This window comes from Variovorax sp. 10L421, assembly GCF_056395365.1.
In genome coordinates, this window is the sequence record NZ_JBFTJJ010000004.1 from 251807 (window position 1) to 274454 (window position 22648).

Annotated in this window: 24 protein-coding genes; 4 read left to right on the forward strand and 20 right to left on the reverse strand. The window is 64.6% G+C overall.

What is annotated here, in order from left to right; genetic code table 11:
• Positions 1-7 precede the first annotated feature (7 nt).
• Genes AC1DFC_RS09340 through AC1DFC_RS09350 form a run of 3 tightly spaced genes read left to right on the forward strand, consistent with a single transcriptional unit; the run spans position 8 to position 3902 of the window.
• Positions 8-880, forward strand: coding sequence for a hypothetical protein (locus AC1DFC_RS09340; RefSeq protein ID WP_478179057.1), 873 nt, complete (start codon positions 8-10; stop codon positions 878-880).
• Complete coding sequence (locus AC1DFC_RS09345) at positions 877-2568, forward strand: hypothetical protein (RefSeq protein WP_478179058.1); 1692 nt, start codon at positions 877-879, stop codon at positions 2566-2568. The genes AC1DFC_RS09340 and AC1DFC_RS09345 overlap by 4 nt, the downstream gene beginning before the upstream one ends.
• Entirely contained in the window at positions 2565-3902 is a 1338-nt protein-coding gene (locus AC1DFC_RS09350; protein WP_478179059.1) for a Swt1 family HEPN domain-containing protein, read from the forward strand. Before AC1DFC_RS09345 ends, AC1DFC_RS09350 begins: the two co-directional genes overlap by 4 nt.
• 25 nt (positions 3903-3927) lie before the next feature.
• Here the strand turns inward: AC1DFC_RS09350 and AC1DFC_RS09355 are convergent, their stop codons facing one another.
• From AC1DFC_RS09355 to AC1DFC_RS09450, 20 genes are all read right to left on the reverse strand, one after another.
• A complete protein-coding gene (locus tag AC1DFC_RS09355) occupies positions 3928-4212 on the reverse strand; it encodes a DUF2274 domain-containing protein (RefSeq protein ID WP_478179060.1) in 285 nt (94 codons plus the stop codon).
• Entirely contained in the window at positions 4209-5498 is a 1290-nt protein-coding gene (locus tag AC1DFC_RS09360) for a TraB/TrbI/VirB10 family type IV secretion system protein (protein WP_478179061.1), read from the reverse strand. The genes AC1DFC_RS09355 and AC1DFC_RS09360 overlap by 4 nt, the downstream gene beginning before the upstream one ends.
• Before the next feature lie 2 nt (positions 5499-5500).
• Positions 5501-6514: a P-type conjugative transfer protein TrbG gene (trbG, locus tag AC1DFC_RS09365; protein WP_478179062.1), complete on the reverse strand. Its 1014-nt coding sequence runs from the start codon at positions 6512-6514 to the stop codon at positions 5501-5503.
• On the reverse strand, positions 6511-7218 hold the full coding sequence (trbF, locus tag AC1DFC_RS09370; RefSeq protein WP_478179063.1) for a conjugal transfer protein TrbF: 708 nt from the start codon (positions 7216-7218) through the stop codon (positions 6511-6513). The genes trbG and trbF overlap by 4 nt, the downstream gene beginning before the upstream one ends.
• Before the next feature lie 26 nt (positions 7219-7244).
• A complete protein-coding gene (gene trbL / locus AC1DFC_RS09375; RefSeq protein ID WP_478179064.1) occupies positions 7245-8612 on the reverse strand; it encodes a P-type conjugative transfer protein TrbL in 1368 nt (455 codons plus the stop codon).
• Complete coding sequence (locus AC1DFC_RS09380) at positions 8609-8896, reverse strand: EexN family lipoprotein (RefSeq protein WP_478179065.1); 288 nt, start codon at positions 8894-8896, stop codon at positions 8609-8611. Before AC1DFC_RS09380 ends, trbL begins: the two co-directional genes overlap by 4 nt.
• Positions 8897-8906: 10 nt before the next feature.
• Positions 8907-9674, reverse strand: coding sequence for a P-type conjugative transfer protein TrbJ (trbJ, locus tag AC1DFC_RS09385; protein ID WP_478179066.1), 768 nt, complete (start codon positions 9672-9674; stop codon positions 8907-8909).
• 12 nt (positions 9675-9686) lie between these two features.
• Positions 9687-12122, reverse strand: coding sequence for a conjugal transfer protein TrbE (gene trbE, locus AC1DFC_RS09390; RefSeq protein ID WP_478179067.1), 2436 nt, complete (start codon positions 12120-12122; stop codon positions 9687-9689).
• Positions 12123-12132: 10 nt separating this feature from the next.
• Entirely contained in the window at positions 12133-12390 is a 258-nt protein-coding gene (locus tag AC1DFC_RS09395) for a VirB3 family type IV secretion system protein (protein ID WP_478179068.1), read from the reverse strand.
• The gene (locus AC1DFC_RS09400) at positions 12387-12719 is read right to left on the reverse strand and encodes a TrbC/VirB2 family type IV secretion system protein (protein ID WP_478179069.1); all 333 of its coding nucleotides are present in this window, start codon (positions 12717-12719) and stop codon (positions 12387-12389) included. Before AC1DFC_RS09400 ends, AC1DFC_RS09395 begins: the two co-directional genes overlap by 4 nt.
• Positions 12716-13744, reverse strand: a complete 1029-nt coding sequence (gene trbB, locus AC1DFC_RS09405) for a P-type conjugative transfer ATPase TrbB (protein ID WP_478179070.1) — start codon at positions 13742-13744, stop codon at positions 12716-12718. Before trbB ends, AC1DFC_RS09400 begins: the two co-directional genes overlap by 4 nt.
• Positions 13728-14201, reverse strand: a complete 474-nt coding sequence (locus AC1DFC_RS09410) for a CopG family transcriptional regulator (RefSeq protein ID WP_478179071.1) — start codon at positions 14199-14201, stop codon at positions 13728-13730. The genes trbB and AC1DFC_RS09410 overlap by 17 nt, the downstream gene beginning before the upstream one ends.
• Complete coding sequence (locus AC1DFC_RS09415) at positions 14198-16210, reverse strand: conjugal transfer protein TraG (protein WP_478179072.1); 2013 nt, start codon at positions 16208-16210, stop codon at positions 14198-14200. Before AC1DFC_RS09415 ends, AC1DFC_RS09410 begins: the two co-directional genes overlap by 4 nt.
• A 266-nt stretch (positions 16211-16476) precedes the next feature.
• On the reverse strand, positions 16477-17364 hold the full coding sequence (locus tag AC1DFC_RS09420) for a LysR family transcriptional regulator (RefSeq protein ID WP_478179073.1): 888 nt from the start codon (positions 17362-17364) through the stop codon (positions 16477-16479).
• A 6-nt stretch (positions 17365-17370) separates the two neighbouring features.
• A complete protein-coding gene (locus tag AC1DFC_RS09425; RefSeq protein ID WP_478179131.1) occupies positions 17371-17592 on the reverse strand; it encodes a hypothetical protein in 222 nt (73 codons plus the stop codon).
• A complete protein-coding gene (locus tag AC1DFC_RS09430; RefSeq protein ID WP_478179074.1) occupies positions 17567-18055 on the reverse strand; it encodes a YbaK/EbsC family protein in 489 nt (162 codons plus the stop codon). The genes AC1DFC_RS09425 and AC1DFC_RS09430 overlap by 26 nt, the downstream gene beginning before the upstream one ends.
• A 263-nt stretch (positions 18056-18318) precedes the next feature.
• On the reverse strand, positions 18319-19233 hold the full coding sequence (gene panB, locus AC1DFC_RS09435) for a 3-methyl-2-oxobutanoate hydroxymethyltransferase (RefSeq protein ID WP_478179126.1): 915 nt from the start codon (positions 19231-19233) through the stop codon (positions 18319-18321).
• A 71-nt stretch (positions 19234-19304) separates the two neighbouring features.
• Positions 19305-20012 carry an RraA family protein gene (locus AC1DFC_RS09440; protein ID WP_478179075.1) on the reverse strand — a complete coding sequence of 236 codons (708 nt, stop codon included), beginning with the start codon at positions 20010-20012 and terminating at the stop codon, positions 19305-19307.
• A 1-nt stretch (position 20013) separates the two neighbouring features.
• A complete protein-coding gene (locus tag AC1DFC_RS09445; protein WP_478179076.1) occupies positions 20014-20856 on the reverse strand; it encodes an acetoacetate decarboxylase family protein in 843 nt (280 codons plus the stop codon).
• A gap of 60 nt (positions 20857-20916) precedes the next feature.
• Positions 20917-22014, reverse strand: a complete 1098-nt coding sequence (locus AC1DFC_RS09450; RefSeq protein WP_007836467.1) for a branched-chain amino acid aminotransferase — start codon at positions 22012-22014, stop codon at positions 20917-20919.
• A gap of 154 nt (positions 22015-22168) precedes the next feature.
• Between AC1DFC_RS09450 and AC1DFC_RS09455 the strand changes: the two genes are divergently transcribed.
• Positions 22169-22633 (forward strand): Lrp/AsnC family transcriptional regulator, encoded by a 465-nt coding sequence (locus AC1DFC_RS09455; protein ID WP_007836465.1) that lies wholly within the window; start codon positions 22169-22171, stop codon positions 22631-22633.
• Positions 22634-22648 lie beyond the last annotated feature (15 nt).

Below are 22648 nucleotides of genomic sequence, written 5' to 3' on the forward strand. Positions count from 1 at the left end.
CACATCAATGCCTACCCAACCCCGTCGTCTCTACAGTCGATTGACCCGAGCAGGCGCAGACGCTGCGGACATCACGGGCTTGCTGGATGAGGTTGCCGCTCTGGACGCCGAGCAACAGGCGCATGAACTGGGCGACTGTATGTCTGCCATCATTCAGTCGCCAAGCTTGTCCGTTTGGGCTTTGGGCAGGTGGCTGACCACGAACACCGATATCGCGGCAGCCAAGCGACTGGTGCACGAACTCAGCGTCAACTACCTCTCCGCAGACGTTGCAATCCGCTTCGACCTATCAACGCTGAATCCATCCAATGCTGTGCTGGCCGGTTTCAGACTATGTGCCTTGGGGGCGACCCCTCCCGTATCGTTGGGATGGGTGCTCGCCTTGCTCGGCTTACCCGACGAAGCGGCACAGGCTGATGCACTGAAATTGCTGCAGCACCATATGCAGGAATACCCATATACGACTCAACGCTTGCTGGATGGTGCAAACGGGGAGCTGAAGACTGCTCTCCCGGTCCTGGCAGAGGCTGCATCGATGCTGAAACAACAGGCGGACGCGCTGGAACAAGCACCCCGTCTGAAAGAGTTCGCTCTGTCACGCGAGGAACGAATTGCCTTGCAAGGCTTGAAACTGCGGGAACAACGCGAAATCCATCGCCATGCCGAACAACACTCGGTACTGCGGGCATTCGTGAAGCAGTCGCATTTCAAGTATTCGCGAGATGCGGTGGTCGAGATCACAGCGCAAGGTCAGACCTTCGAGCAGGTTCTCTCCATGCAGTCGCATGGCGTATCAGTCGAGCTTCCTCTTTCGGAGCGACTGGAACCACTCACCGGTGCGTTGCGACGCAATCGACTATGGGGAGGTACGGCATCGTGAGCATGCGGCTTGTGCTCTCCCACTACCTGGAGTCCCTGCGCGAGCGCGATGAGCTGGACGCGTTGCTGCCCGAGTTGCTGGTGGCGATGGGCCACTCCGTGCATAGCCGTCCGCAAATCGGCGTAGCGCAGGGCGGAGTCGATGTCCTGTCAAGCTTTCCTGTCCGCGGAGCCGACAAAGAAGCCTTTCTGTTCATCATCAAATTCGGCAACGTCGGGCGCGAGGACCTCTACTCCGGCAAACAGGCCATCCAGCCTTCCGTTCGAGAGGCCTGCACCGACTATGTGCGAACCCGGTTGCCACAATCGCTTCGCAATGTCAGAAAGCGCCTGGTTCTGCTCACCAACGGTATCTTGAAGCAAGAAGCGCAGTCGGGTTTCTCTGCCCTCACCGAGGAAGTGGCCGCGACACCGGGCTGCTCCCTGGAACTTTGGGGCAGCGATCAACTGGCGCCGCTGATCGAACAGCATCTGTTTGATGAGTCATTGCTCCTGAAGGCTGGCAGAGACCATCTGCGCAGCGCCATCGCCACGCTCGACGACAGCGATGCATCGATCAGGCGTTTCGTACAGTTCGTGGACAGCGCCGTGACGGACACCGCTCCACCGCAATCGGCGAGTCCGGCAGCGCGAAAGCGGCGCTTCCTGAAGCGCTGCGCCACGGCTGTCGTGGGATGGAGCGTGTTTGCAGCCTGGGCGGAAACCGAAGGCAATCTGAAACCCAGTGTCAATGGTGGCGAATACCTGGCGCTTCGGCTTTGGGCCGAAGCGATCAAGCACGGATTTGTCGAGGACAAGACTTTCAGAGAGCGGTTCGGCGTTGTGAAGATCCTGCTCTGGAGCGCGCTGCATCGCTATTTCGACAAGGTCGCGCCTCAGCTGCTGGATCCCCGGATGGTACTGAGCTACCGACACGAATGGGTCCTGTACAGCAGGCTGCTGCTCGAGGAACTGGGGCGACTCGGACTTTTCCTTCTATTGACACCAAAGTCTGACGAAACCTCTGAGCTTCGCTCCAGTATCCGGCGGCTGCTGATCGAATTGCTGAACGCGCATCCCGGTTGTCGATTGCCCGCGATGGATGGCCAGGCCATCGACGTATCTCTGGTGCTGACTGCACTGATGTCGGAGGAAGACTGGGCTGGTGTTTCGACCTTGGTGACGGATATTGCCGGGCGGATGCGTATCGCTGTCGAATCGAAGCGCTACGTCCCCGTGGACACGGACCTGCTTGAAGATGCCATCGCGGCTCATGCAGACAGCCACGATGTGGGGCCCTTCTTCCAGACCAGTTCGCTCGTGCCCATGCTTGCAACCATCACATCCATGATCGACGATGAGAAAGTCCTGGCAATGCTGCGTTCTGAACTACATCCCCTGATTCGTGATGTCACACTCGAACGGTGGTTTCCCAAAGTCGAATTGGAAGTGCTCGCGGCCGACGAGCAGCCGGTACAGCGACTGGGAATATCCAGGGCCCTGAGCGAGTTGAAATCCTCATGCGCCGAAGAGGCATCAGCCTCTATGCACCTACCGAATGGAGCAGCGCCTGCAGCCGACTTCAAGTGCATGCAGCTTGGCCATGATGAATTGATTGCCATTTCCGCCCGGCTCTACAGGCACCCTCTTCCCACTTGGTACATCGAGCGCTTCCGCCGGCCTGCCAACGCTGAAGGAGTACAAATTTGACTGAGCCCAAGATGCCGAGATTCAACCTCGACGCCCTGCAGCAGGCGCGGACGCTTGATATTTCGCGCCAAGCGATCGAGGTGCTGCGTGGCGCGACGGGTTTGTCCACCGCGGCAGAGCAGGCCAAGGCTTTGCTGGCTGAGAACAGTGCCACCGCACAGGCTCAGCGTTTCCTGCGGGAGAACTCGTTTAGCGCATCAATCGCTGCCATGGAACTCAAGCGCGCGGAGGAAATAGAGAAAGTCCTGAATCCATACGGAGACATTCAGCGGCTACTCCAGAGGGATGTCGGCGTGCAGGCCACGATCGAAGCCGCCATGCGGCAGGAGAGCCTGACTGCAAAGATCAGCACCGAATTCCTGGCAGCTCAGGAATTCGCCAAGCACCTGGACCACTATCGCGATATCGCGAAGCAGTGCGAAACAAGTTTTCGCCTGCCTTCAGCCATGGAGGCAAGCCGGTTCCTGGCCGACATGCAGCTAGACGGGGGTACCGTGGCCGCCTATGCGCGGAAACAACTGGGTGGCATGGCCTACCAACAAGATCTTGTCGCGTCCATCACGCGTCCTTGGATGCGGGAGATGGATGCGGCCCGCTCGGTGACGGCGCTCACGGAGCTGCAAGGTTTGGGCTCGGCGTTGCGATCCATCCAGGGCTTTGATAGCGCGCTGACGACCGCACTTCGAGCCGATCTCGGTGACTGGCGTGACCGCATCGCGTTCCCGCAGGTGATATTCGAGGACCCGGTTGCGCGAACCGAGTTCTACGTGGAGCGCGGATTCAACTCCGCGCTGACTGACTTTCCTGAAGAAGCCTTCCGAGAGAGCCTGGTGCTCGTCGGGCTGGACACCGACTCGCAGGAAGTGATCGAGTGGCCGGAGACGTTCCATGCAACGGATGCAATTGAGGAGATGGCATTCCGACGAACCAATAAGTGTCACAACTACCTGCAGAGGTTAGAGCGAAGACTCCGCCAGTTCATCGACGTAGCCATGACCGCACAGTACGGCGCCGACTGGCCGAAGAAGCGGCTGACGCCGCAAATGCTGGAATCTTGGGAGAACAAGAAATCCCGGGCGGAGAACTCAGGTATCGTCCTCAGCACGTTCATTGAGGTCGCCGACTTCACCGACTATGAAGCGATCATCTGCCGCAAAGATCACTGGAGAGAGGTCTTCCAAGGCCGATTCAAGCGGCAAGAAAGCGTGCGGGAGTCTTTCCAACGGCTATACCCCATTCGCCTTGCAACTATGCACGCTAGGTTTGTGACCAAAGAGGATGAGCTCTACCTGGCTGCGGAAAGCATGCGGTTGCTCAGCGCCATCGGCGGTTGAAGCGCCACACATTGCCGTAGCTGCATCAACCCCCGTGCGCAGCTTTCGAAGACAGCAATTGACCACCGCCGCCGCGCTGAATATCCGACGACGCATGGGCCACTCCCTTTCTGAACTCCCGGTCGCGCGCCATGAACGCGTGCAGCATGTGAGGGATCAGCACAGCCGCATCGACGATCTGACCATATTCCCGGCTGTGCAGGTCCGCGTACCGATCCAGCGTCGTTTTCAGCTCAGCTGACACTGAGATCGTTAGCTTGACCACTTCCGTTTTCGGCAACGGGCCCAACCGAAGTTTGGCTTTGTTCATTGCAAACTCCCGCGCACAAAAAACAGCGGCTGATACGGTCGCAACACCAGATCCTTGTTCACCATCACCCGCATCGGAAACCCCGGCCGGATCGTCAGCGTCGGCTGCACGCTCATGTTGCGCTTGGTGATCTCCTGCCCGACCTGGTTCACCGCATCCTGCACGCCTTCCCGTGTAGCGATCACGATGCGGTTCCCATCGGTGCGGCTCTCGGGCGCCGCCAGCTCGGCGCCCACGCCCAGCAGCGTCGACAGCGCCGCTCCTGCCAGTATGCGATCCCAATGCCAATCGACACCATCCTCCAGCCCCGCATACCCAGCCGGATCGATCCCCGGCAGCCGGTCCAGCGCCACCGACGAGGTGTCCGGCAGAATCAGCCGCGTCCACACCAGCAGCACCCGCCTCTGCCCGAACGCCACCTGGCTGTCATAGCGCCCGATCAGCCGCGAGCCCTGCGGGATCAAGAGGTGCCTGCCTGTGGCCGTGTCGTAGACCGCCTCGGTCACGTTGGCGATCACCTGCCCCGGCAGGTCCGAGTTGATCCCCGTCAGCAGCGCCGCCGGAATGATGGTCCCGGCCATGACCTGGTACGGCGAAGCCGGCAACTGCAGGCTGCCCGGATTGCGCGTCGCGCCGTCCCCCGCCTTCGCCAGAAACGCCTCCTTCGCATCCTGCCGGTTCTGGACCGCGGTCGGATCGGCCGGGGCCGACTGCGGCGATGCCACCCCCATCGGATTGAAACCCACGTTCCCCGCAGCCAACGCGGACGCCCCGGCTGGTGCCGCAGCGACTACCGCCGTCCGGCCCCCACCGCTGTTGCCGCTGCGCCTAAAAAACACCGGCGACCGCGCCGCGTCCTCGGCCGCCAGCCGCTCGGCCTGTTCCGGATCGACGCCGCCGCCCGGCGGGCGCATCTCCATCGGCTGCTGCGACTTCACGATGGCCGGCCCCAGGTCGCCGGGCAGCGGCTCGCCCAGCACCGGCGGGGCCGCCTTCGGCACCGGCGCCAGCCCCGCATAGTCCTTCGGCAACCGCTCCAGGTCCTCGGCCCGCGCGATACGGTCTACGTTGAACAGCTCGGTGCCGGCATTGCGGTCCCGCCGGCTCGGACTCAATGACCACAGCGTGGCCCCCAGCACCGCGGCACTGATCCCGCCCACCAGCACCGCCAGCATGCGGCGGTTCAGCCGCGTGACGGGCCGTGGTGCAGCGCGCAAGGCCATGGCCTGCGGATCGGCCTTCGGCGCAGGCGGAGCAGCACCTTCTGGGATGTCGGTCGCGCCCATGCTCAGTTCCTCCGCGCCGCGCTCACGCCATCCGTGCGCTCGATGCGCACCACCTGGGCCTTGTCCCCGCCCAGCCGCAGCTCGGCCGCGCCGAAGAGGCGGTCCACCACGTAGTACGGCGCGCGGAACCGGTAGTTCACCAATTGCCCATCACCCTGCGGCCCGATCACGAACAGCGGCGGCAGCTCGCCCTGCGCGATGCCGCCCGGGAACTGGATGTAGACCTTCTCCCCGTCGTCGAAGGCGCGCAGCGGCTTCCAGGGCGGGGAATCGCCACTGACCGCGTAGCGGAAGCGGATCTGCTCCAGCGTCATGCCCGTTTCCACCGGCGCGCCGGCCTGCGCCTCGCGGGCCTGCTTCTGCAGCGCCAGCATCCGGTCCTTGGGGTAGTCCCAGGACACTGACGCCATCCAGGCCTGCGGCGTCGAGGACATCTCCAGCAGATAGGTCCGGCGGTTCGTCGTGATGACGAGATTGGTCTTCAACCCCACCCGCGTGGGCTTCACGAGGACGTTCACGCGCAGGTCCGCGCCCGATCCGCTGGCCGTGTCCCCCACGATCCAGCGCACCGTGTCACCGGCCGAGACCGTCACCAGTTCCTCGCCAGGCTGCAGCGCGATCACCGTGACGCGCCCCGGGCTCGCATAGACCTGGTACAGCGCGCCATCGGCATAGGGCCAGACCTGGATCGCATTGACATAGCCCTCGCGCGTCGGCGCGATGCGCGCCTCCTCGTTGGCCCGCGACACACGCAGCTTCTCGTCGGCAGGCTCGGGCACTGGTTTCGCATCGGCCTCGCGCCCCACCGGTTTCAGTTGCCCGGGCAAGGCCAGCGGCTGCGGCACGGCGACGGCCTCCACGGGTGTGGGCGCCTCCGGCAGCAACTGCGCCGCCCTCTCCTGCTTCGGCTCGTCGAGCGAGATCATCGGTGGCGGCTTGCCCCGGGTCGCGCAGCCCGCGAGCAACGCAGCCAGCAGGAGCAACGGCAAGACGCAAATACGGCTTTGTGTTTTCATGGCTTCTTCACTCCTTCGGAGGTTTCGAGTTCCCGGCTCCACGACAGGCCGTTGACGTAGATGCCCAATGGGTTCTTGCGCAGACGCTCCTCGCTGCGCGGCGCCTGCAGCACGATGGACAGCACCGCGGTCCAGCGCTCTAGCCCGGCCGCCTCGCCGTTCACGTAGCGCCTCTCGGTCCAGCGCACCTGGAACGAGGCATCGCTGGCGCGCACCACGCTGTTGACGGCCACCGTGACCGAGTGCTGCCCGATGCGCGAAAACGGGTCGGCCGCGCGCGCGTAGTCGTTGAGCGTCGCCGCGCCCTTGTCCGTGGTGTAGTCGTAGGCCTCGAGCCAGTTCTGCCGCACGACGATGGGATCGATCGAGAGAGAACGCACGTCCGTGACGAAGCGCGCCAAGTGGAAGGCGATCTGCGCGTCGCTGGGCTTGTAGGGCGTGGCCGCCTCGCCCACGGCGCGCACCTGCCCCGCCTGGTCCACCTCGATGACGTAGGGCGTCACGATGGACTGCGCCGAGCGCCAGACCAGTCCGCCGGCCATCAACAGCGCCAAAGATAAACAGCCGAAGGCCATCAACCGCCAGTTCTTCGCCTGCACGCGGGCCGAGCCGATGCGCTGGTCCCAGACCTGCCCGGCGGCCTGGTACGGGGTGACGGGCTCGGGCGTGTCCGAGTACCGCACCTGGGGTCGTTTGAATCGCATGGATGCCTCTCTTTCGGGAAATCGATTCAGGTGTTCGAGCTGTCATGCAGGCTCGGGCTGGCACCACTGCCGCCGTGGTCGCCCGAGCGCAGCGCGTGGATCGCCGTCGTGGCGGCATGGCTCGCCTGCTGCCGGCGGCGCATGCGCCGGGCCCAAGCAGGTTCGATGGGAGGAGAAGTGATGTCAGCCGCGTCGACGACCGAAGCCGCAGTCGCAGGCGCAGCGGCCTCGGAGACGAAGTCCGCCATGCGGTCCTTCATGGCCTTGGCGCCGGACGCGACCCGCTGGCCTATGGCGCCCGCTCCCGCCTTTGCGACGTTGGCCACGCCCGCCCCAGCCGCGCGGATGCCACCAGCGCCTGACGCGGCAGCACCGGCCTGGTAGGCCGACTTCGCGCCGCTGGCCACGGCGCTGGCCGAACGTGCGGCGCCGGCACCACCGCCGATGGCAGCACGCGCTGCACCGGGCGCCATGCGTGCACCCGCAGCCACCGCGGACCCCGCGCCCGCCACGGCCGCGCCACCGGCCACGGCCAGGCCCGCGGCGCCCAACGCCGTGCCCGCGGCCGCACCCGCCCCCAGTTGCGGTGCCCCGGACACCAGCCCCGTCGCGATGCCCGGCCCGAAGATCCCCAGGCCCAGCATCGAGAGCGCCGCGAGCATGATGGCCAGCGCATGGTCGATGCTCGGATCGGCACCCGGCGGCGTGCGGAACTCGGCGAACAGCCCCGAGCCGATCCCCACGATCACGGCCAGCACCAGCACCTTGATGCCCGACGACACCACGTTGCCCAGCACCTTCTCTGCCAGAAAACTGGTCTTGTTCCACAAGGCGAACGGCACCAGCACGAAGCCCGCGAGCGTGGTCAGCTTGAACTCCAGCAGTGTCACGAACAGTTGCACCGCAAGCACGAAGAAGCTCACGATCAGCACCAGCCACGCGAGGAACAGCACGGCGATGGTGTCGAGGTTGGCGAACACGTCGGGGAACCCCGTCATGTCGCTGATCTGCGCCATGATCGGCCGCCCGGCCTCGATGCCGACCTGCGCGAGCCGGCCAGGCTGCAGCAACTGCCCCTGCGAGAGAGCCGAGCCCGAGGCCGCCAGCCCCAGTCCGGCAAAGGAGTTGAAGACGATCCCCGCCAGCCGGTTGAAGTTGCCCAGGATGTAGGCGAAGGCTCCCACGTAGAGCACCTTCTTGATGAGCTTGGCCATGACATCATCGCCCTGGCCCGAGGCATGGCTCATGGCCCAGAACAGGCCCGCCAGCGTCATGTCGATCACGACCAGCGTGGCCGTGAGGAAACGCACCTCGCCGCCGAGCAGCCCGAAGCCCGAGTCGATGTAGCGCGAGAACACATCGAGGAAGCGGTCGATGACCGCCACGTCGTTCATGACGGCCCGTCCTTCGCCGCTGGCGTCGATGCGGGCGGCTGCGGGGGCCGCACCGGATCGTTCGCATACGGCGAAGGCACAGCACGCATGAAGCGCTGGCGCGTGGCCTCGGCCACCGCGTTGCACTGGGCGTCGCCGACCTTCGCGTGGTCGGCCTTGCACTGCGCGCGCAGTTCCTTCAGCCGGTCCGGGTTCGCCACCAGCGAGTCGACGGACTCGATGGGCGCAGGCTTGCTACAGGCTGATACCAGCAACGCCAAGGCAATGAGCAGGGGGTACTTCATGGCTGCTCCCTCATTGCCCGTAGAAGTTCACGGTGGTGGGCGTGTACGGCGTACCGCTCCCCATGAAACGCCGGCGCACCTCGCGGGCTCGCTCCTGCACCGCCACCTGGCGCGCCTGCTCCAGCGCCACGGCCCGGTCCTGGGTGATCTGCAGCTGCTGCGCCTGCATCGCCTGGCGCGACTGTAGGGCCAGCAACTGGTTCGTGGCCTGCATGGCCTGCAGGGCGCCCACGGCCGCCTGGCTGCGATTCACGAGGTCGGTCAACGTGCGTTCGTCGGCCGCGAAGTTCTGCACCGCCTGCGACTGCACCTGAGTGGCGGTGCGCAGCGCCTCGAGCGACTGCTTCCATCGCGCACGCGCGTCGGTCGCCATCTGCGTGCCCGATATCGCAGCGGTATACGACTCGGGATAAAGGCGTTTGAACTCGCCCTCCATCTGCTGCACGTTGAACGCCAGCCCCTGCGCCTGCTGGATCAGCTGGTTCGTGGCCGACAGCGCCGCCTTCAGTTCCGACAGCGCGCTGAAATCCAGCCCTGTCAGGTTCCTCGCCTGGTTCCTGAGCATCTGCGCCTCATTCTGGAGCTGCTGGACCTGGTTGTTGATCTGCTCCAGCGCGCGGGCCGCCGTCAGCATGTTCTGGATGAAGTTGGACGCATCGAACACGGTGTCGCCGACGCCGAAGATGGCATGTGCCGGCGGCGCGACACCGAACGCGATTGCGCCAGCGGCGACCAGCGCGGCCAGCCTGGGCTTGAACAACGAAAACTTGGGATTCATGGCATGGCTCCTTCAGGTGGTGGGTGGAAGCGGTGGAAACGAAGGGATGAGGTCGGCGGCCCAGTCGAGGCCGCGGTGGCGCAGCCAAGCGGCCGCGAAGTCCGAAGATGGAACGGAACCGGAGACGGCATCGATGGCCCGCTGGTCCTCGGGCGACGAAGCGCCCGCAAAGGCCAACGCCACAGGCCCCAGCCCCAGGTCAAAGACCCGGTTGCCCAGCCGCGACTGGTAGTAGTAGTCGCGCTTGGGCGTGGCCTGCGCGACGATGTCGATCTGCCGCCCGTTGAGCCCGAAGCCCTCGTAGATCACGCGGATCTGCGGCTCGGTCGCCTGGGGGTTGGGCAGGAAGATGCGGCTTGCGCAACTCTCCACGATGGCCGGCGCAATGATTGAGTCCTTGATGTCCGCGAGCGACTGCGTCGCGAAGATCACCGAGACGTTCTTCTTGCGCAGCGTCTTGAGCCACTGGCGGATGCGCGCCGCGAACACCGGGTCGTCCAGGAACAGCCACGCCTCGTCGAGGATCAGCAGGGTCGGCGCGCCATCGAAGCGCTCGTCGAAGCGCGCGAACAGGTAGGACAGCACGGCCATGGTCGCGGCCTTGCTGTGCATCAGCTCTTCCATCTCGAAGCCCTGCACCTCGGCCGAGCCCAGCCGGTCGTGGTCGGCATCGAGCAGACGGCCGTGCGCGCCTCCCAGCACATAGGGCTGCAGCGCCTGGCGCAGCGCATTGCTCTGCAGCAGCACCGACAGACCCGTCATCGTGCGCTGCTCCACGGGTGCACTGGCCAGGCTGTTGAGCGCAGACCACACTGCATCCTTCTCGGGCGGGCCGACGGCTACGCCTTCGTGCCTGAGCCGGCCCTCGATCCACTCGGACGCCCAGGCGCGGTAGCTCTCCTGGTCGATCCGGGCCAGCGGCTGGAAGGCGATCTCCCCGCCCTCCTCTGCGCCCTGGCCCAGGTCGTAGTGCTCGCCACCCAGCCCGAGGATGGTGGCGCGAATCGAGCGCCCCATGTCGAAGGCCAGGATGCGCGAGCCCGTATAGCGCCGGAACTGCAGTGCCAGGGTGGCCAGCAGCACGGACTTGCCCATGCCCGTGGGCCCCACCACCAGCGTGTGGCCCACGTCGCCGATGTGCGTGACCAGCCGGAACGGCGTGGCGCCGTCGGTGCGCGTCACAACCAGGGGCGGGCCATCGAGGTGCGTATTGCGCTCCTGTCCCGCCCATACGGCCGACACCGGCATCATGTGTGCCAGGTTCAAGGTCGAGACGATGGGCTGGCGCACATTGGCATAGGCATGGCCGGGGATCGAGGACAGCCAGGCTTCGACCGCGTTCAGGGTCTCGGGGATGGTCACGAAGCCCCTGCCCTGGATGGTCCGCTCCACGGCCCGCAGCTTCTCGTCGGCCGCGGTCGCATCGGCATCGAGCACGGTCACCGTGGCGGTGACATAGCCGAAGGCCACCTGGTCGCTGCCCAGCTCCTGCAAGGCGGCGTCGGCATCGGCCGCCTTGTTGGATGCGTCCGAATCCACCAGCGGGCTCTCGTGCTGGAAAATGGTCTCGCGCAACAGCGCCACGATGTTCTTGCGCTTGGCGAACCACTGGCGCCGCAGGCGGACCAGTTCCCTCTCCGCCTCGGCCTTGTCCAGGCACAGGAAGCGCGTGCTCCAGCGGTAAGCAAAGCCCAGGCGGTTCAGATCGTCCAGAATCCCCGGCCAGGTCGATGTCGGGAAGCCGCGCACCGTGAGAACCCGCAGGTGTCGCGTCCCGAGCATCGGCGCCAGCCCGCCCGTCAGCGGCTTGTCGGCCAGCAGCGCGTCGAGGTGCATCGGCACCTCGGGCACCGCGACCGGATGCCGGCGCGTGGACACACAGGCATGCAGGTAGGTCAGCGTCTGGGCATCGTCGAGCCAACCGGTCTCCGGCATCACGCCTTCGAGCAGCCCGAGGAAGCGTTCCGACTCGGCCACGAAGGCGTCCAGGCGTTCGCGCCAGTCCACGCCTTCGGTGTCGCGGTTCTCGTACAGCAGCCGGGAGGCCCGTGCCCGGGTCTCTTCCGGCGGCAGGGACAGCAAGGTCAAGTGGTAGCTGCTCTCGAAGTGGCTGGCGTCCTCCTCGAACGCGGCGCGACGTTCCTCATCGACCAGCCAGGACAGCGGCTCTGGAAACACGGATTCGGGATAGTCCGCCGCCTTGCTCCGCTCGGCCTCCACGAACAGTGCCCAGCCAGAACCCAGGCGCCGCAGCGCGTTGTTGAGCCGCGCCGACGTGGCGATCAGCTCGCCCTGCGTGGCACTGTCGAGGTCCGGCCCCCGAAACCGCGCCGTGCGCTGGAACGATCCGTCCTTGTTCAGCACGACGCCGGGCGCAACCAACCCGGCCCAGGGCAGCCAGTCAGCCAGCAGGGCCGGCCGCTGCCGGTATTCCGTGAGGGACATCATGGTGTGGTCCTCACACGTCCAGCAACTGCCGCTGCTTGATGTGCCGCGCAAAAACCTGCATGAACTGCGCATCCATGCGCGCGCCCCAGACCGCGAGCGAATGCCCGACGATCCACAGCACCAGGCCCGGAATCCACAACTGCAGCCCGAGCCCGACCGCAGCGGCCAGCGTGCCATTGGCGATCGCCACGGTGCGCGGCGCGCCGCCGAGCAGGATGGGCTCGGTCAGGGACCGGTGCAGCGGCACCTCGAAGCCTAGCGCACTCATGCCAGCACCGCCCCGCCCGAGAACGAGAAGAACGACAGGAAGAAGCTCGACGCCGCGAAGGCAATCGACAGCCCGAAGACGATCTGCACCAGCTTGCGGAAACCGCCCGAGGTGTCACCAAAGGCCAGCGTCAGTCCCGTGGCAATGATGATGATCACCGCGACGATGCGCGCGACCGGCCCCTGGATCGATTCGAGGATGGACTGCAGCGGCGCCTCCCAGGGCATGTTGGAGCCGGCGGCCTGCGCGGGCAGCGCGACGGCCAGCAGCAGCGCAGCCACAGCAGCGGCCTGCAAGTACGGTTTTACGAAAAAACGGGAATGCGTCATGACGGTTCTCCTGAGGTCGATGAAGGTGAAGGCGATGAAGAAATCGAAGGGAATGCAGGCCCGAGCGAGGTGTCGAGCTGGTAGCCCTGGCCGTCGCAGCCGATGACGCGCGCGATCTCGCGCACGCGCCGTGCGCGGCCCCGGCCGGCAATGAAGACGATGACGTTGACGGCTTCCGCGATCAGCGCGCGCGGCACGGTCACGGAGACCTCCTGCACCAGCTGTTCCAGCCGCGTGAGTGCGCCCGCCGCAGAGCCTGCGTGCACGGTCGCGATGCCGCCCGGATGCCCGGTGCCCCAGGCCTTGAGCAGGTCCAGCGCCTCGGCGCCGCGCACTTCCCCAACGACGATGCGGTCGGGCCGCAGGCGCAGCGTGGCGCGCACCAGGTCGGCCATGGTGGTCACGCCCGGTTCGCTGCGCATGCCCACGTGGTCGTCGCTGCGGCACTGCAGCTCCACCGTGTCTTCCAGGATCAGGACCCGGTCGCCGGTGTCCGCGATCTCGTCGAGCAGTGCGTTGGCCAGCGTGGTCTTGCCGGTGCTGGTGCCGCCCGCCACCACGATGTTCAGGCGCTCGCGCACGGCATGCCGTAAGAAGGCCGCCTGCGCTTCGGTCAGGATGCCGTCGGCCACATACCGGGCCAGCGTCAGGATGCGCAGCGCCCGCTTGCGGATCGCGAACGACGGCGCGCGCACCACGGGCGGCAGCACGCCCAGGAAGCGCTCCCCCGTCTCGGGCAGCTCGGCCGAGAGGATAGGCAGGCCCGCATGCACTTCGGCGCGCACATGGGCCGCCACCAGCCGGATGATGCGTTCGGCCACCGGCGCGGGCAGATGGTGGCCCGTGGGCGAGCGGCCCGCACCGAGCCGGTCCACCCAGAGCGAGCCGTCCGGATTGAGCAGCACCTCGACCACCTCGGGGTCCTCGAGCGCAGCCGCGATCTCCGGCCCCATGGCCGTGCGCAGCATGCGGATGCGCCGCGCCAGCGATGCGTCCGCGGAACTGGGTTCAGGCTTCGGGCTCAAGGTCGGCCTCCTCGGGTTCGGTGGCAGGCGCTGTGGAGCCGGTGGAGGCCTCGGGTGCAAGGTCCTCGTGGACTTCCCGCACCAGGCTGCGCCCGCGCTGCAGATGGCGCGCGAGCTGTTCGATGAACTGGACGTAGCGGGCGCGGCCCTGCGCGCGGGCCGCGTCCTGCTGCCCCTCGGGCACCGGGATCGAGACCGTGAGGAAATAACGGACGTAGAGCGCCACCGTCTCGATCAGCACGTTCTGGTCGCGCTCCAGCCGATCGAACTGGCGCGAGAGCCGGTCCAGCCGCTTGGCAAGGGCCGCCTCGCGCTGGTCGCCCCCATCGGGGGAGAGGAACGATGCCAGCGCCGCCGCAATCACCGCCGACTTGGAGACCCCCTTGTGCACCGCCAATTGGTCCAGCCGCTTGGCATGCTCCGGCTCGATGAAGATGTTCAACCGTGCCCGGCTCATAGTGCGATCCCATCGTCCGGGTCCAGCGCGGCCAGCCGCGCGGTGCGCATCAGCTGCCGGTCCACATCCTGCGGCCGCAGCGGCACATCTTCCTCGTCGTCGAGCTCCAGCAGGTCACCCGTATCCGAAGATGCGAGTTGCACCGGTGTGATCTCCAGTTCGGGCTTAAGCTGATGTCCGCCCTCATCGGCAAAGCCGCCTGCATCGCCTGCTACCTCGGCCTCCGGAGCCGCCAAGGGCGCCAGCCCGCTCCAATCGTCCGGCCGCGCCGCAGGACGGTCGGCATACAACCCAGCCCGCAGCACCGGCGCCTTCAGCACCCTGCGCGTGAAGTTGCGGTCCTGGTAGTAGCGCAGCTTCCTGGCCTTGATCGGCGGATGCCCCGAGACCATCACAACCGCGTCCTGGGGTGGCAGTTGCATAACTTCCCCAGGTGTGAGGAGGGGCCTCGCGGTTTCCTGGCGCGAGACCATCAGGTGGCCGAGCCAGGGCGACAGGCGATGGCCCGCGTAGTTGCGCTGCGCGCGCAGCTCGGTGGCGGTGCCCAGGGCCTCGGAAATCCGCTTGGCCGTGCGCTCGTCGTTGGTCGCGAAGGCGATGCGCACATGGCAGTTGTCCAGGATCGAGTGGTTCAGGCCATAGGCCTTGTCGATCTGATTCAACGACTGCGCGATCAGGAAGGCACGCAGGCCGTAGCCCGCCATGAAGGCCAGGGCCGACTCGAAGAAGTCCAGCCGGCCCAAGGCCGGGAACTCGTCGAGCATCAACAGCAGCTTGTGGCGGCGCGCGATGCCGTCCGAACCGTCCAGCGATTCCGTGAGGCGCCGCCCGATCTGATTCAGGATCAGGCGGATCAGTGGCTTGGTGCGGCTGATGTCAGAGGGAGGCACGACCAGGTACAGCGACACCGGCGCTTCCGCCGAGATCAGGTCCGCGATACGCCAGTCGCACCGCGAAGTGACCTCGGCCACCGTGGGGTCGCGGTACAGGCCGAGGAAAGACATGGCGGTGGACAGCACGCCCGAGCGTTCGTTCTCGCTCTTGTTGAGCACCTCGCGCGCGGCCGAAGCGACCACCGGATGCGGCGCACCGCCCTGCTCCCCAGCCAGGTGCCGCGTGGTCATCATGCGGTGCAGCGTCAACTCGAAAGGGCACGCTGGGTCCGAGAGGAAGTTGGCCACGCCGCGTAGCGTCTTGTCCTCGCCGGCGTAGAGCACGTGCAGGATGGCGCCGACCAGCAGCGCGTGCGAGGTCTTCTCCCAGTGGTTGCGGCGCTCGAGCGCCCCTTCGGGGTCGACCAGGATGTCGGCGATGTTCTGCACGTCGCGCACCTCGTGGGCGCCGCGACGTACCTCCAACAGCGGGTTGTACGCGGCCGACTTTGCATCGGTCGGGTTGAACAGCAGGCAGTGGCTGAAGCGGCTGCGCCAGCCGGCCGTAAGGCTCCAGTTCTCGCCCTTGATGTCATGGACCACGGCGGAGCCGGGCCAGGACAGCAGCGTGGGCACCACGAGGCCCACGCCCTTGCCGGAACGCGTGGGCGCAAAGGCCATCACGTGCTCGGGGCCGTCATGGCGCAGGTAGCCGCTGTCCTTGTTGGAGGTCTTGCCGAGGAACACGCCAACCGGCTTCGTCAGGCCGGCCTTCGCGATCTCCTCGGGCTCGGCCCAGCGGGCGGAGCCATAGGTCGTGACGCGCTTGGCCAGGCGCGCGCGCCAGACGGCCATGACAATGGCCGCACCCGTCGCCAGCATCCCGCTCGATGCTGCGATGATCCCTCCGCGCTCGAAGACCTTGGGCGCATACGCATCGTAGAAGTACCACCACTCGAAGAGCTTCCAGGGCTCGTAGACCGGCATGCCGGAGAGGTCGAACCAAGCGAGGCCGAGCCTTTGCTGATATCCCAGCGCGTGTGCCGTCCACTGCGTGGCCGTCCACACGCCGCCCAGGGCGACGCCGAGCACAACAAAGATCTGTCCGAACAGGATGCCGGTCGCTGCCGTCGGCATAGGGGCCACCTCCTTGGCGTATGGGTTCCAGCGCACAGGTGCCACCGCGGCACACAGGCATCAAGTCTGGAATCGAACCGCCGCGGGGCACACCCGTTGGGGCGTGGCGCGGCGTACGCTGGCGGGGTTGGCTGGCTCGCGACTCCTTTTGCTTCTGAAGGCGCAAGCCTTCAGGCTGTCACGGTGGGGAGCATCTCAGCGGCATCCCTGTGCGTCCACGGCCGTTGGCGCGGTCCACAAGACACGGGAAACGCCTACCGTAACGATCAATGCAAAGTGGTTGCGTGGGTAAGAAAGCGTTGCAGCGCTTCGGGCAGGCCGTTGGGCTGGTGCTTGTGCAGCACGTAGGTCGTGAAGTGAACCGGCTCGGCAAGCGGCACGACCACGACGTCCGTGCGCTGCAGGGCGCGCATGTGATCGGCATCGGCCACCCCGACGCCCAGGCCAGCCGCCACACGGGTGAGATAGCCGGTCAATGAGCGCGCCTCGCCGGCGATCGTTGGTCGCAATGAATGCCGCTCCAGTATCGCTTCCATCTGCCGGCACAACCCCGGGTGGGAGGCCTCGTGGCAGGCGATGGCGGGGAAAGACAAGAGCTCGGCCAGGGAAATCATCTCGCGCGCAGCGAGTTCATGGGCCAGCGGCAACAGCGCCACGATCGGGCTCGCCCAGGCCGGCTGCTGGGCAATGGCGTCGTCGTCTGGCAGGCCGAAGGAGAAGCCAGCGTCCACCTCCTCGCTGCGCAGCGCGCCGAGCAACTCAGTCGTGCGCATTTCGGTGAGTTCCAGCGGGATGTCGGGAGCGACGGCTTGCCAGCGCGACAGACATTCGGCCAGCTTGGGCTGTACAAGGCTTTCGTCCACACCGATGCGCAGGGGTTCGCGGTGCAAGGCATGGGTTTCGCGGACGACACGTTTGGTGCGTTCCAGGCGGATGAAAATCTTGCGCGCCTGGTCCAGCAGCTTGACCCCGGCGGGCGTGAGTTGAAGCCTGCGCGGTGTTCGAACGAAGAGCGTCACGCCCAGGCGCTCCTCCAAGTCTCGAATGGTGCGCGACAACGGGGTCTGGTCGATGTGGATGCGATCGGCCGCGCGCCGGAAATTGAGTTCTTCGGCGACGGCGATGAAGTAGCGGAGGTGCCGCAGTTCGATCATTGAGTGTCAAAAGAACCAAGCGAGGAATCGGTCCAATCGCTCGAAGACCTTCGCGATGCCCTGCCGACAAGCAATGCACATCGTGACCAGCGCGTAGCGACCACCGGAGCGGTTCAGTTCCCCGCTCGCCTTTGCGCAAAGATCGCGCCCTCCGGGTGAAGATGAAGCCAAAGTAGCAAGTTGCTCGTCGCGTAGGAACGCTTCAACCAGCCAACGGCTCAGCAGCATTCTCATGCTGCATGACATCCACCCAACGTGCGTTGACGAGTTGCGCCATCCGCTCAGGCACTACTCTGACACCTGCATTGTTTGCGCCGGCGGCGGGAAGTACTTCGCTGAAGCTCCGCAGCGAGACATCGCAATAGACATCCAGTTGACTTGCAAGACCGAAGGGCCCGACGCCTCCAATGGGGTGGCCCGTTACCTTCTCCACCTCGCTCGCCGCCAGGAAGCGGGCTTTTGCCCCAAACTGATCTTTGTACTTTCTGTTATCCAGGCGCGCATCGCCTCGGGCGACGAGCAAGATCACTTGCTCGCCCACGCTCAGAGACAGCGTCTTGGCAATCTGTCCTGGAGCGACACCGAACGCTGTTGCTGCCATCGCGACCGTGGCGCCACTCGTTTCGACCTCAATGACTGAAAGATCCGGGGCGTGCTCGGCGAGAAAGTGTTTGACGGAGTCGAGGCTCATGATGAGAGTTGCGAATGAAGACCATGAAGGGTCGTTAGACAGGCACATAGACGAGTGCTACGTGTCGCTCTACGTGAGGCACATTGCGCTCTCAGTTTTGCACCTTGCAAGCCTGGCGTCCATTGGCTGAAACGCCATATTCATGGCTATTTTCGACACTAGAGACAATACTCCCCGATGCTGGACAAACAGAAAGTGAGCATCGGTCTGATTTCCGGGATAGAGATGCCCTGGAATTGCTATGAGCAGAGGTGTATCCTGGCTTACCAGGCGTGCTGTTCGTCGTTTGGGAACGAACCATCCTTCACCGCCGCAGCATACGCCGCAATGGCGGTATCCACGGCCGACGCATCGCTCATGAAGTTCCGCACGAACTTGGCCATGCGTCCCAGGTTGAGTCCCAGCATGTCGTGCATCACTAGGACTTGTCCAGCCGTACCGCTGCCAGCACCGATGCCGATCGTGGCGCAAGACTTCATGTCATTGGTGATGCGGGCTGAAAGTAGCCTGGGCACCATCTCGAGCACCATCATCGACGCGCCAGCAGCTTCAAGTGCCGACGCATCGCGCCGGATCTTGTCGCCGGCCTCCTCCTGACGCCCCTGTACGCGATACCCGCCCAACGCCGACACCGTTTGCGGCGTCAATCCCAGGTGCGCGCAAACAGGAACGCCGCGCTCGACTAGAAACGCCACCACGTCAACGGTCCATCCACCGCCCTCGAGCTTGACCATATGGGCGCCCGCCTGCATCAACAGCGCGGCCGACGCCATGGCTTGCTCTCGCGACTGCTGGTAGCTGCCGAAAGGAAGATCAGCAATGATGAGGGAACTGCCTTGCGAGCGTTCAATTCCCCGAGATACGCATCGGGTGTGATACCGCATATCTTCGAGTGAAACGCCGACCGTGGTGGTCCGGCCTTGACAAACCATCCCCAAGGAGTCGCCGACAAGCAGGCAATCAATGCCCGCGGCATCTGCGACTGCTGCGAATGTGGCGTCATAGGCCGTAAGCATCGCAATCTTCTCGCCACTTGCCCGCATTTCGGCAATTCGCGACGTGGTGACTCTCTTGCGTTTCGGGATTGTGCTGCGCTCGCCTCCTCCATACGGCACCGCCGCATCGCTGGCGCCCCAGGAATGTGCGCCATGGCTGTCTTTAGGTGCACTGTCAGTCACTGCAGAGGCTTCCTGAAAAAGAAATGGAAGAGGATTGAAGTCCAGTTGATCCCGGCTGCTCAACTCGACACTCATTCCTCAATTGCGCCGCCGATAGAGCGCAGATACTGGCGGAATGTCATGTTCTCGTCGGCTTTTCTTGCGGCGAGGAAATCATCGAAGCGAGCCTGTTTTCGGAAACTCGTACCGAGTTGCATGCGCGCCGCCTGACTGCGCTCGGTGTCCCGAATCGCAGTTGCCAGCTCCGCCACCTTTTGGGCCTGGCTCAGGGGCATGAAGATCACCCCATCGTCGTCACCAAGGACGAAGTCGTCGGAGGTGAGTACATGTTCGCCACACTTGGCAGAGATGAGAGCGTCGGCCTCCTGCGCGTCCAAACGCTGCGGCCCTGCAGGCAAGGTGCCCAAGCTGAAAATGGGCAGTCTGATGGTGCGCAACTCCGATGAATCGCGATGCAAGCCCCAGATGACGATGCCGCGCAGGCCAGCCAGGGCCGTCTCCAGAGTGACGAGGTCACCAACGCAGGCCTCGCCCAGACGCCCACCATTGTCGACCACCAAGACATCCCCGGGCGCGGCGCGGTCGATCGCTTCGAGAAACACGTCCACGCTGCCATAGTGCCGCGCAGGACGTACCCGACCCACGATGTGGGATTCACTCCACAGGGGACGAACTCCGGCAGGTGCACAACGAACCGCGATACCCAAACGCATGCATGCGTCCGCTACGTGCGGCGTCGTGAGGTCGAGGTAGGTACGTTGAAGTTTCACGGAGTCCATGTCATTGCTCCTCGGACAAAATGGTGCCGCGCAGATCGCGCAGCAAATGGTTGTTGCGGTTCGTCATCGCAATCGAATAGCGCCAGCCGCGCCCGATGCGGGTGGGGCGCAGCGTGGCGAGAGGCTCGATAGGCGCGTCGTAGATCGTCAATGCCGCGTCGCCCTGCCAGACGGGGCTGGCCTGCACGTTCTCGGCCTGGAGCCGGACGAGTTCGTAGACAGCCGGTTGATCGTGCTGGCCCTCGAACATCGACGGGAAGTGCCGCAAGGCGACGATGGGCCGGCTGCCGAACGTCACGGCGGAGCTGTCGGCAAGGGCTGACAATTTCACGTGACCTTCGGCGATGCGCCGGTCCTTGACGGCCACCGTGCCGGCAAAGGTGGCGCCGACCTCCAGCTTGGGCGATGCAATCGAGGGCATACCCATGGACCGTGTGATCCATACCGAGCCGATCTTCTTTGGATAGCCGAGCACCCAGCCGCGCGCCAGCGACGTGTCCTGATCAACCACGATGTAGGGGCAGTACTGCATGAGCCTGCCCTCGTACTGGACGCTCGCCAGCACGATGCATTCGCGGTATTGCGCGCGGATTGGGTCGAGCAGTTCGCCGCCGGTATCGGTACAGGCTTGCCAATCGACGAAGGAAACCGTCACCAGGCCCGCCTCGTCTGGGTGCAAGCCCAAGCCCGGCGGCAGCAATGCCTCGATGGCGACCGGGTCGACCCAGGTCTCGATCGTGATGAAATCAGCCGCATAGTGCCACGGTGGACTGGGGGCGATACTTGCCTGCCCATCATGGGAGAAGGGCCCCATGAAGCCTTGCGAAGCCGCGAATCGTGTCATACAGGTCTCCTGCTTTTGGTTTGAAAAAGGGCGGGGTGGCACTCCCGCAAAATTTGCGGCTTACGACAGCCGCTCCAACCAGCCGCGTGGATCTGGAGCGCGTCCGAATTGAAGGTCTGTCAGGGCGGCTTTCAGGCGCTGCGTGATGAGGCCAGGACTACCATCGCCGATGGTGAAGTGGTGATTGCGCCCTTTGACTCGCCCGATGGGAGCCACGACCGCGGCCGTGCCGCACGCGAAGGACTCCCGCAGCCGCCCGCTCGTGGCGTCTTCCTGCCACTGGTCAATGGAGTAAGGCTCCTCGCGAACAGTCATGCCGAGATCGCGGGCCATGGTGATCAGCGATTCGCGCGTGATGCCCGCCAAGATCGTGCCGGTCAGGGGCGGTGTTTGAATGGAACCATCTGCGAACACAAAGAAGATGTTCATTCCACCGAGTTCCTCAATCCAGCAGCGTTCCACAGCGTCAAGGAAGACCACCTGATCGCATTGCTCACGGATGGCCTCAGCCTGCGCGGCCAGGCTTGCAGCGTAGTTGCCGCCGCATTTGGCGTCGCCAGTTCCGCCGGGGGCGGCGCGCGTGAAATGGTCGGAAGCCCAGAGTGTCACCGCAGCAGCGCCACTCTTGAAGTACGGCCCCACCGGCGAGGCCACGACGCAGTAAAGATATTCGGCTGAAGACCTGACTCCGAGAACAGCCTCGGTGGCAACCATGAACGGCCTCAGATACAGCGCAAAGCCCGGCGCGGACGGAATCCAGTCGTTGTCCACGCGCGCCAGCGCACGCACCGATTCGGTAAACAGTTCCTCGGGCAAGAGCGGCATGGCGAGGCGCGTGGCCGAGTGGCGGAAACGGCGCGCATTCTGCTCGGGACGGAACAGGCCCGTACCTCCTCCGTCCAGCCGATAGGCCTTCATGCCTTCAAAGATCGCTTGCGCGTAGTGCAACACAAGCGCTGACGGGTCAAGGCTCAATGCCTGGCGAGGACCGATCTTTGCACCATGCCAGCCTTGGTCCTTCGAGTACTTGATGGTGGCCATGTGGTCGGTGAAAACCTCGCCAAAAACAGGACTCTCCAGCAGCCGCTGGCGTCGCCCATCACTCACCGGAGCGGGATTCTTTTCGATAGCGAAGGGCTGTATGTCAACCGAGGTCATGCTTTAACTCCGTGAACCAGAATTCCTCAAAACCCAAGAAATTCTAGGCCTCATGCTCCGCAATTGTTGTTCTTTTTGACCCTCTTATTTCCTAAAATAGGCACGCCATGCCCACATTTTCAGAAATACGAGCATTCGATTGCGAGACCATGAAATGATGAAAGATCTGGACAGAATTGATCGCCGAATCCTCCAGGCACTACAAGAAGATGGACGGATTCAAAACGTGGAACTGGCGGAGAAAGTCGGGCTGTCGCCATCGCCATGTCTGCGGCGTGTGAAGCACCTGGAGGAGTCCGGCGTCATTGAAAAGTACGTCGCGGTGCTCGATGCCCCGAAGATCGGACTGGGTCTGACCGTGTTCGTCCGCATTTGGCTGAAAAGCCAGGATGCCCAGACCATCGAGGCGTTTACGGCAGAAGTGATGCAGCTTGATGAAATTGTGGAATGCCACCTGATGGTCGGGGACTGCGACTTCCTGCTTCGCGTGGTGGCCGCAGACCTCGACGCATATAGGAAATTCCAGGGCGAGTATCTGACCCGCATCAAGGGAGTACAGAGCGTCAAGAGCGAGTTGCCCATGCAGAAGATCAAGATGACGTCGAAGCTACCTCTGTGAGTCGAATCCCTTCGC

What these genes read in the sequence shown, in the direction of transcription:
- AC1DFC_RS09340 (WP_478179057.1), top strand. Translation starts at nt 8, where the DNA reads ATGCCTACCCAACCCCGTCGTCTCTACAGTCGATTGACCCGAGCAGGC.
- AC1DFC_RS09355 (WP_478179060.1), bottom strand. Translation starts at nt 4,212, where the DNA reads ATGAACAAAGCCAAACTTCGGTTGGGCCCGTTGCCGAAAACGGAAGTG.
- AC1DFC_RS09360 (WP_478179061.1), bottom strand. Translation starts at nt 5,498, where the DNA reads ATGGGCGCGACCGACATCCCAGAAGGTGCTGCTCCGCCTGCGCCGAAG.
- trbG (WP_478179062.1), bottom strand. Translation starts at nt 6,514, where the DNA reads ATGAAAACACAAAGCCGTATTTGCGTCTTGCCGTTGCTCCTGCTGGCT.
- trbF (WP_478179063.1), bottom strand. Translation starts at nt 7,218, where the DNA reads ATGCGATTCAAACGACCCCAGGTGCGGTACTCGGACACGCCCGAGCCC.
- trbL (WP_478179064.1), bottom strand. Translation starts at nt 8,612, where the DNA reads ATGAACGACGTGGCGGTCATCGACCGCTTCCTCGATGTGTTCTCGCGC.
- AC1DFC_RS09380 (WP_478179065.1), bottom strand. Translation starts at nt 8,896, where the DNA reads ATGAAGTACCCCCTGCTCATTGCCTTGGCGTTGCTGGTATCAGCCTGT.
- trbJ (WP_478179066.1), bottom strand. Translation starts at nt 9,674, where the DNA reads ATGAATCCCAAGTTTTCGTTGTTCAAGCCCAGGCTGGCCGCGCTGGTC.
- trbE (WP_478179067.1), bottom strand. Translation starts at nt 12,122, where the DNA reads ATGATGTCCCTCACGGAATACCGGCAGCGGCCGGCCCTGCTGGCTGAC.
- AC1DFC_RS09395 (WP_478179068.1), bottom strand. Translation starts at nt 12,390, where the DNA reads ATGAGTGCGCTAGGCTTCGAGGTGCCGCTGCACCGGTCCCTGACCGAG.
- AC1DFC_RS09400 (WP_478179069.1), bottom strand. Translation starts at nt 12,719, where the DNA reads ATGACGCATTCCCGTTTTTTCGTAAAACCGTACTTGCAGGCCGCTGCT.
- AC1DFC_RS09410 (WP_478179071.1), bottom strand. Translation starts at nt 14,201, where the DNA reads ATGAGCCGGGCACGGTTGAACATCTTCATCGAGCCGGAGCATGCCAAG.
- AC1DFC_RS09415 (WP_478179072.1), bottom strand. Translation starts at nt 16,210, where the DNA reads ATGCCGACGGCAGCGACCGGCATCCTGTTCGGACAGATCTTTGTTGTG.
- AC1DFC_RS09420 (WP_478179073.1), bottom strand. Translation starts at nt 17,364, where the DNA reads ATGATCGAACTGCGGCACCTCCGCTACTTCATCGCCGTCGCCGAAGAA.
- AC1DFC_RS09425 (WP_478179131.1), bottom strand. Translation starts at nt 17,592, where the DNA reads ATGCTGCTGAGCCGTTGGCTGGTTGAAGCGTTCCTACGCGACGAGCAA.
- AC1DFC_RS09430 (WP_478179074.1), bottom strand. Translation starts at nt 18,055, where the DNA reads ATGAGCCTCGACTCCGTCAAACACTTTCTCGCCGAGCACGCCCCGGAT.
- AC1DFC_RS09440 (WP_478179075.1), bottom strand. Translation starts at nt 20,012, where the DNA reads ATGGACTCCGTGAAACTTCAACGTACCTACCTCGACCTCACGACGCCG.
- AC1DFC_RS09445 (WP_478179076.1), bottom strand. Translation starts at nt 20,856, where the DNA reads ATGACACGATTCGCGGCTTCGCAAGGCTTCATGGGGCCCTTCTCCCAT.
- AC1DFC_RS09450 (WP_007836467.1), bottom strand. Translation starts at nt 22,014, where the DNA reads ATGACCTCGGTTGACATACAGCCCTTCGCTATCGAAAAGAATCCCGCT.
- AC1DFC_RS09455 (WP_007836465.1), top strand. Translation starts at nt 22,169, where the DNA reads ATGATGAAAGATCTGGACAGAATTGATCGCCGAATCCTCCAGGCACTA.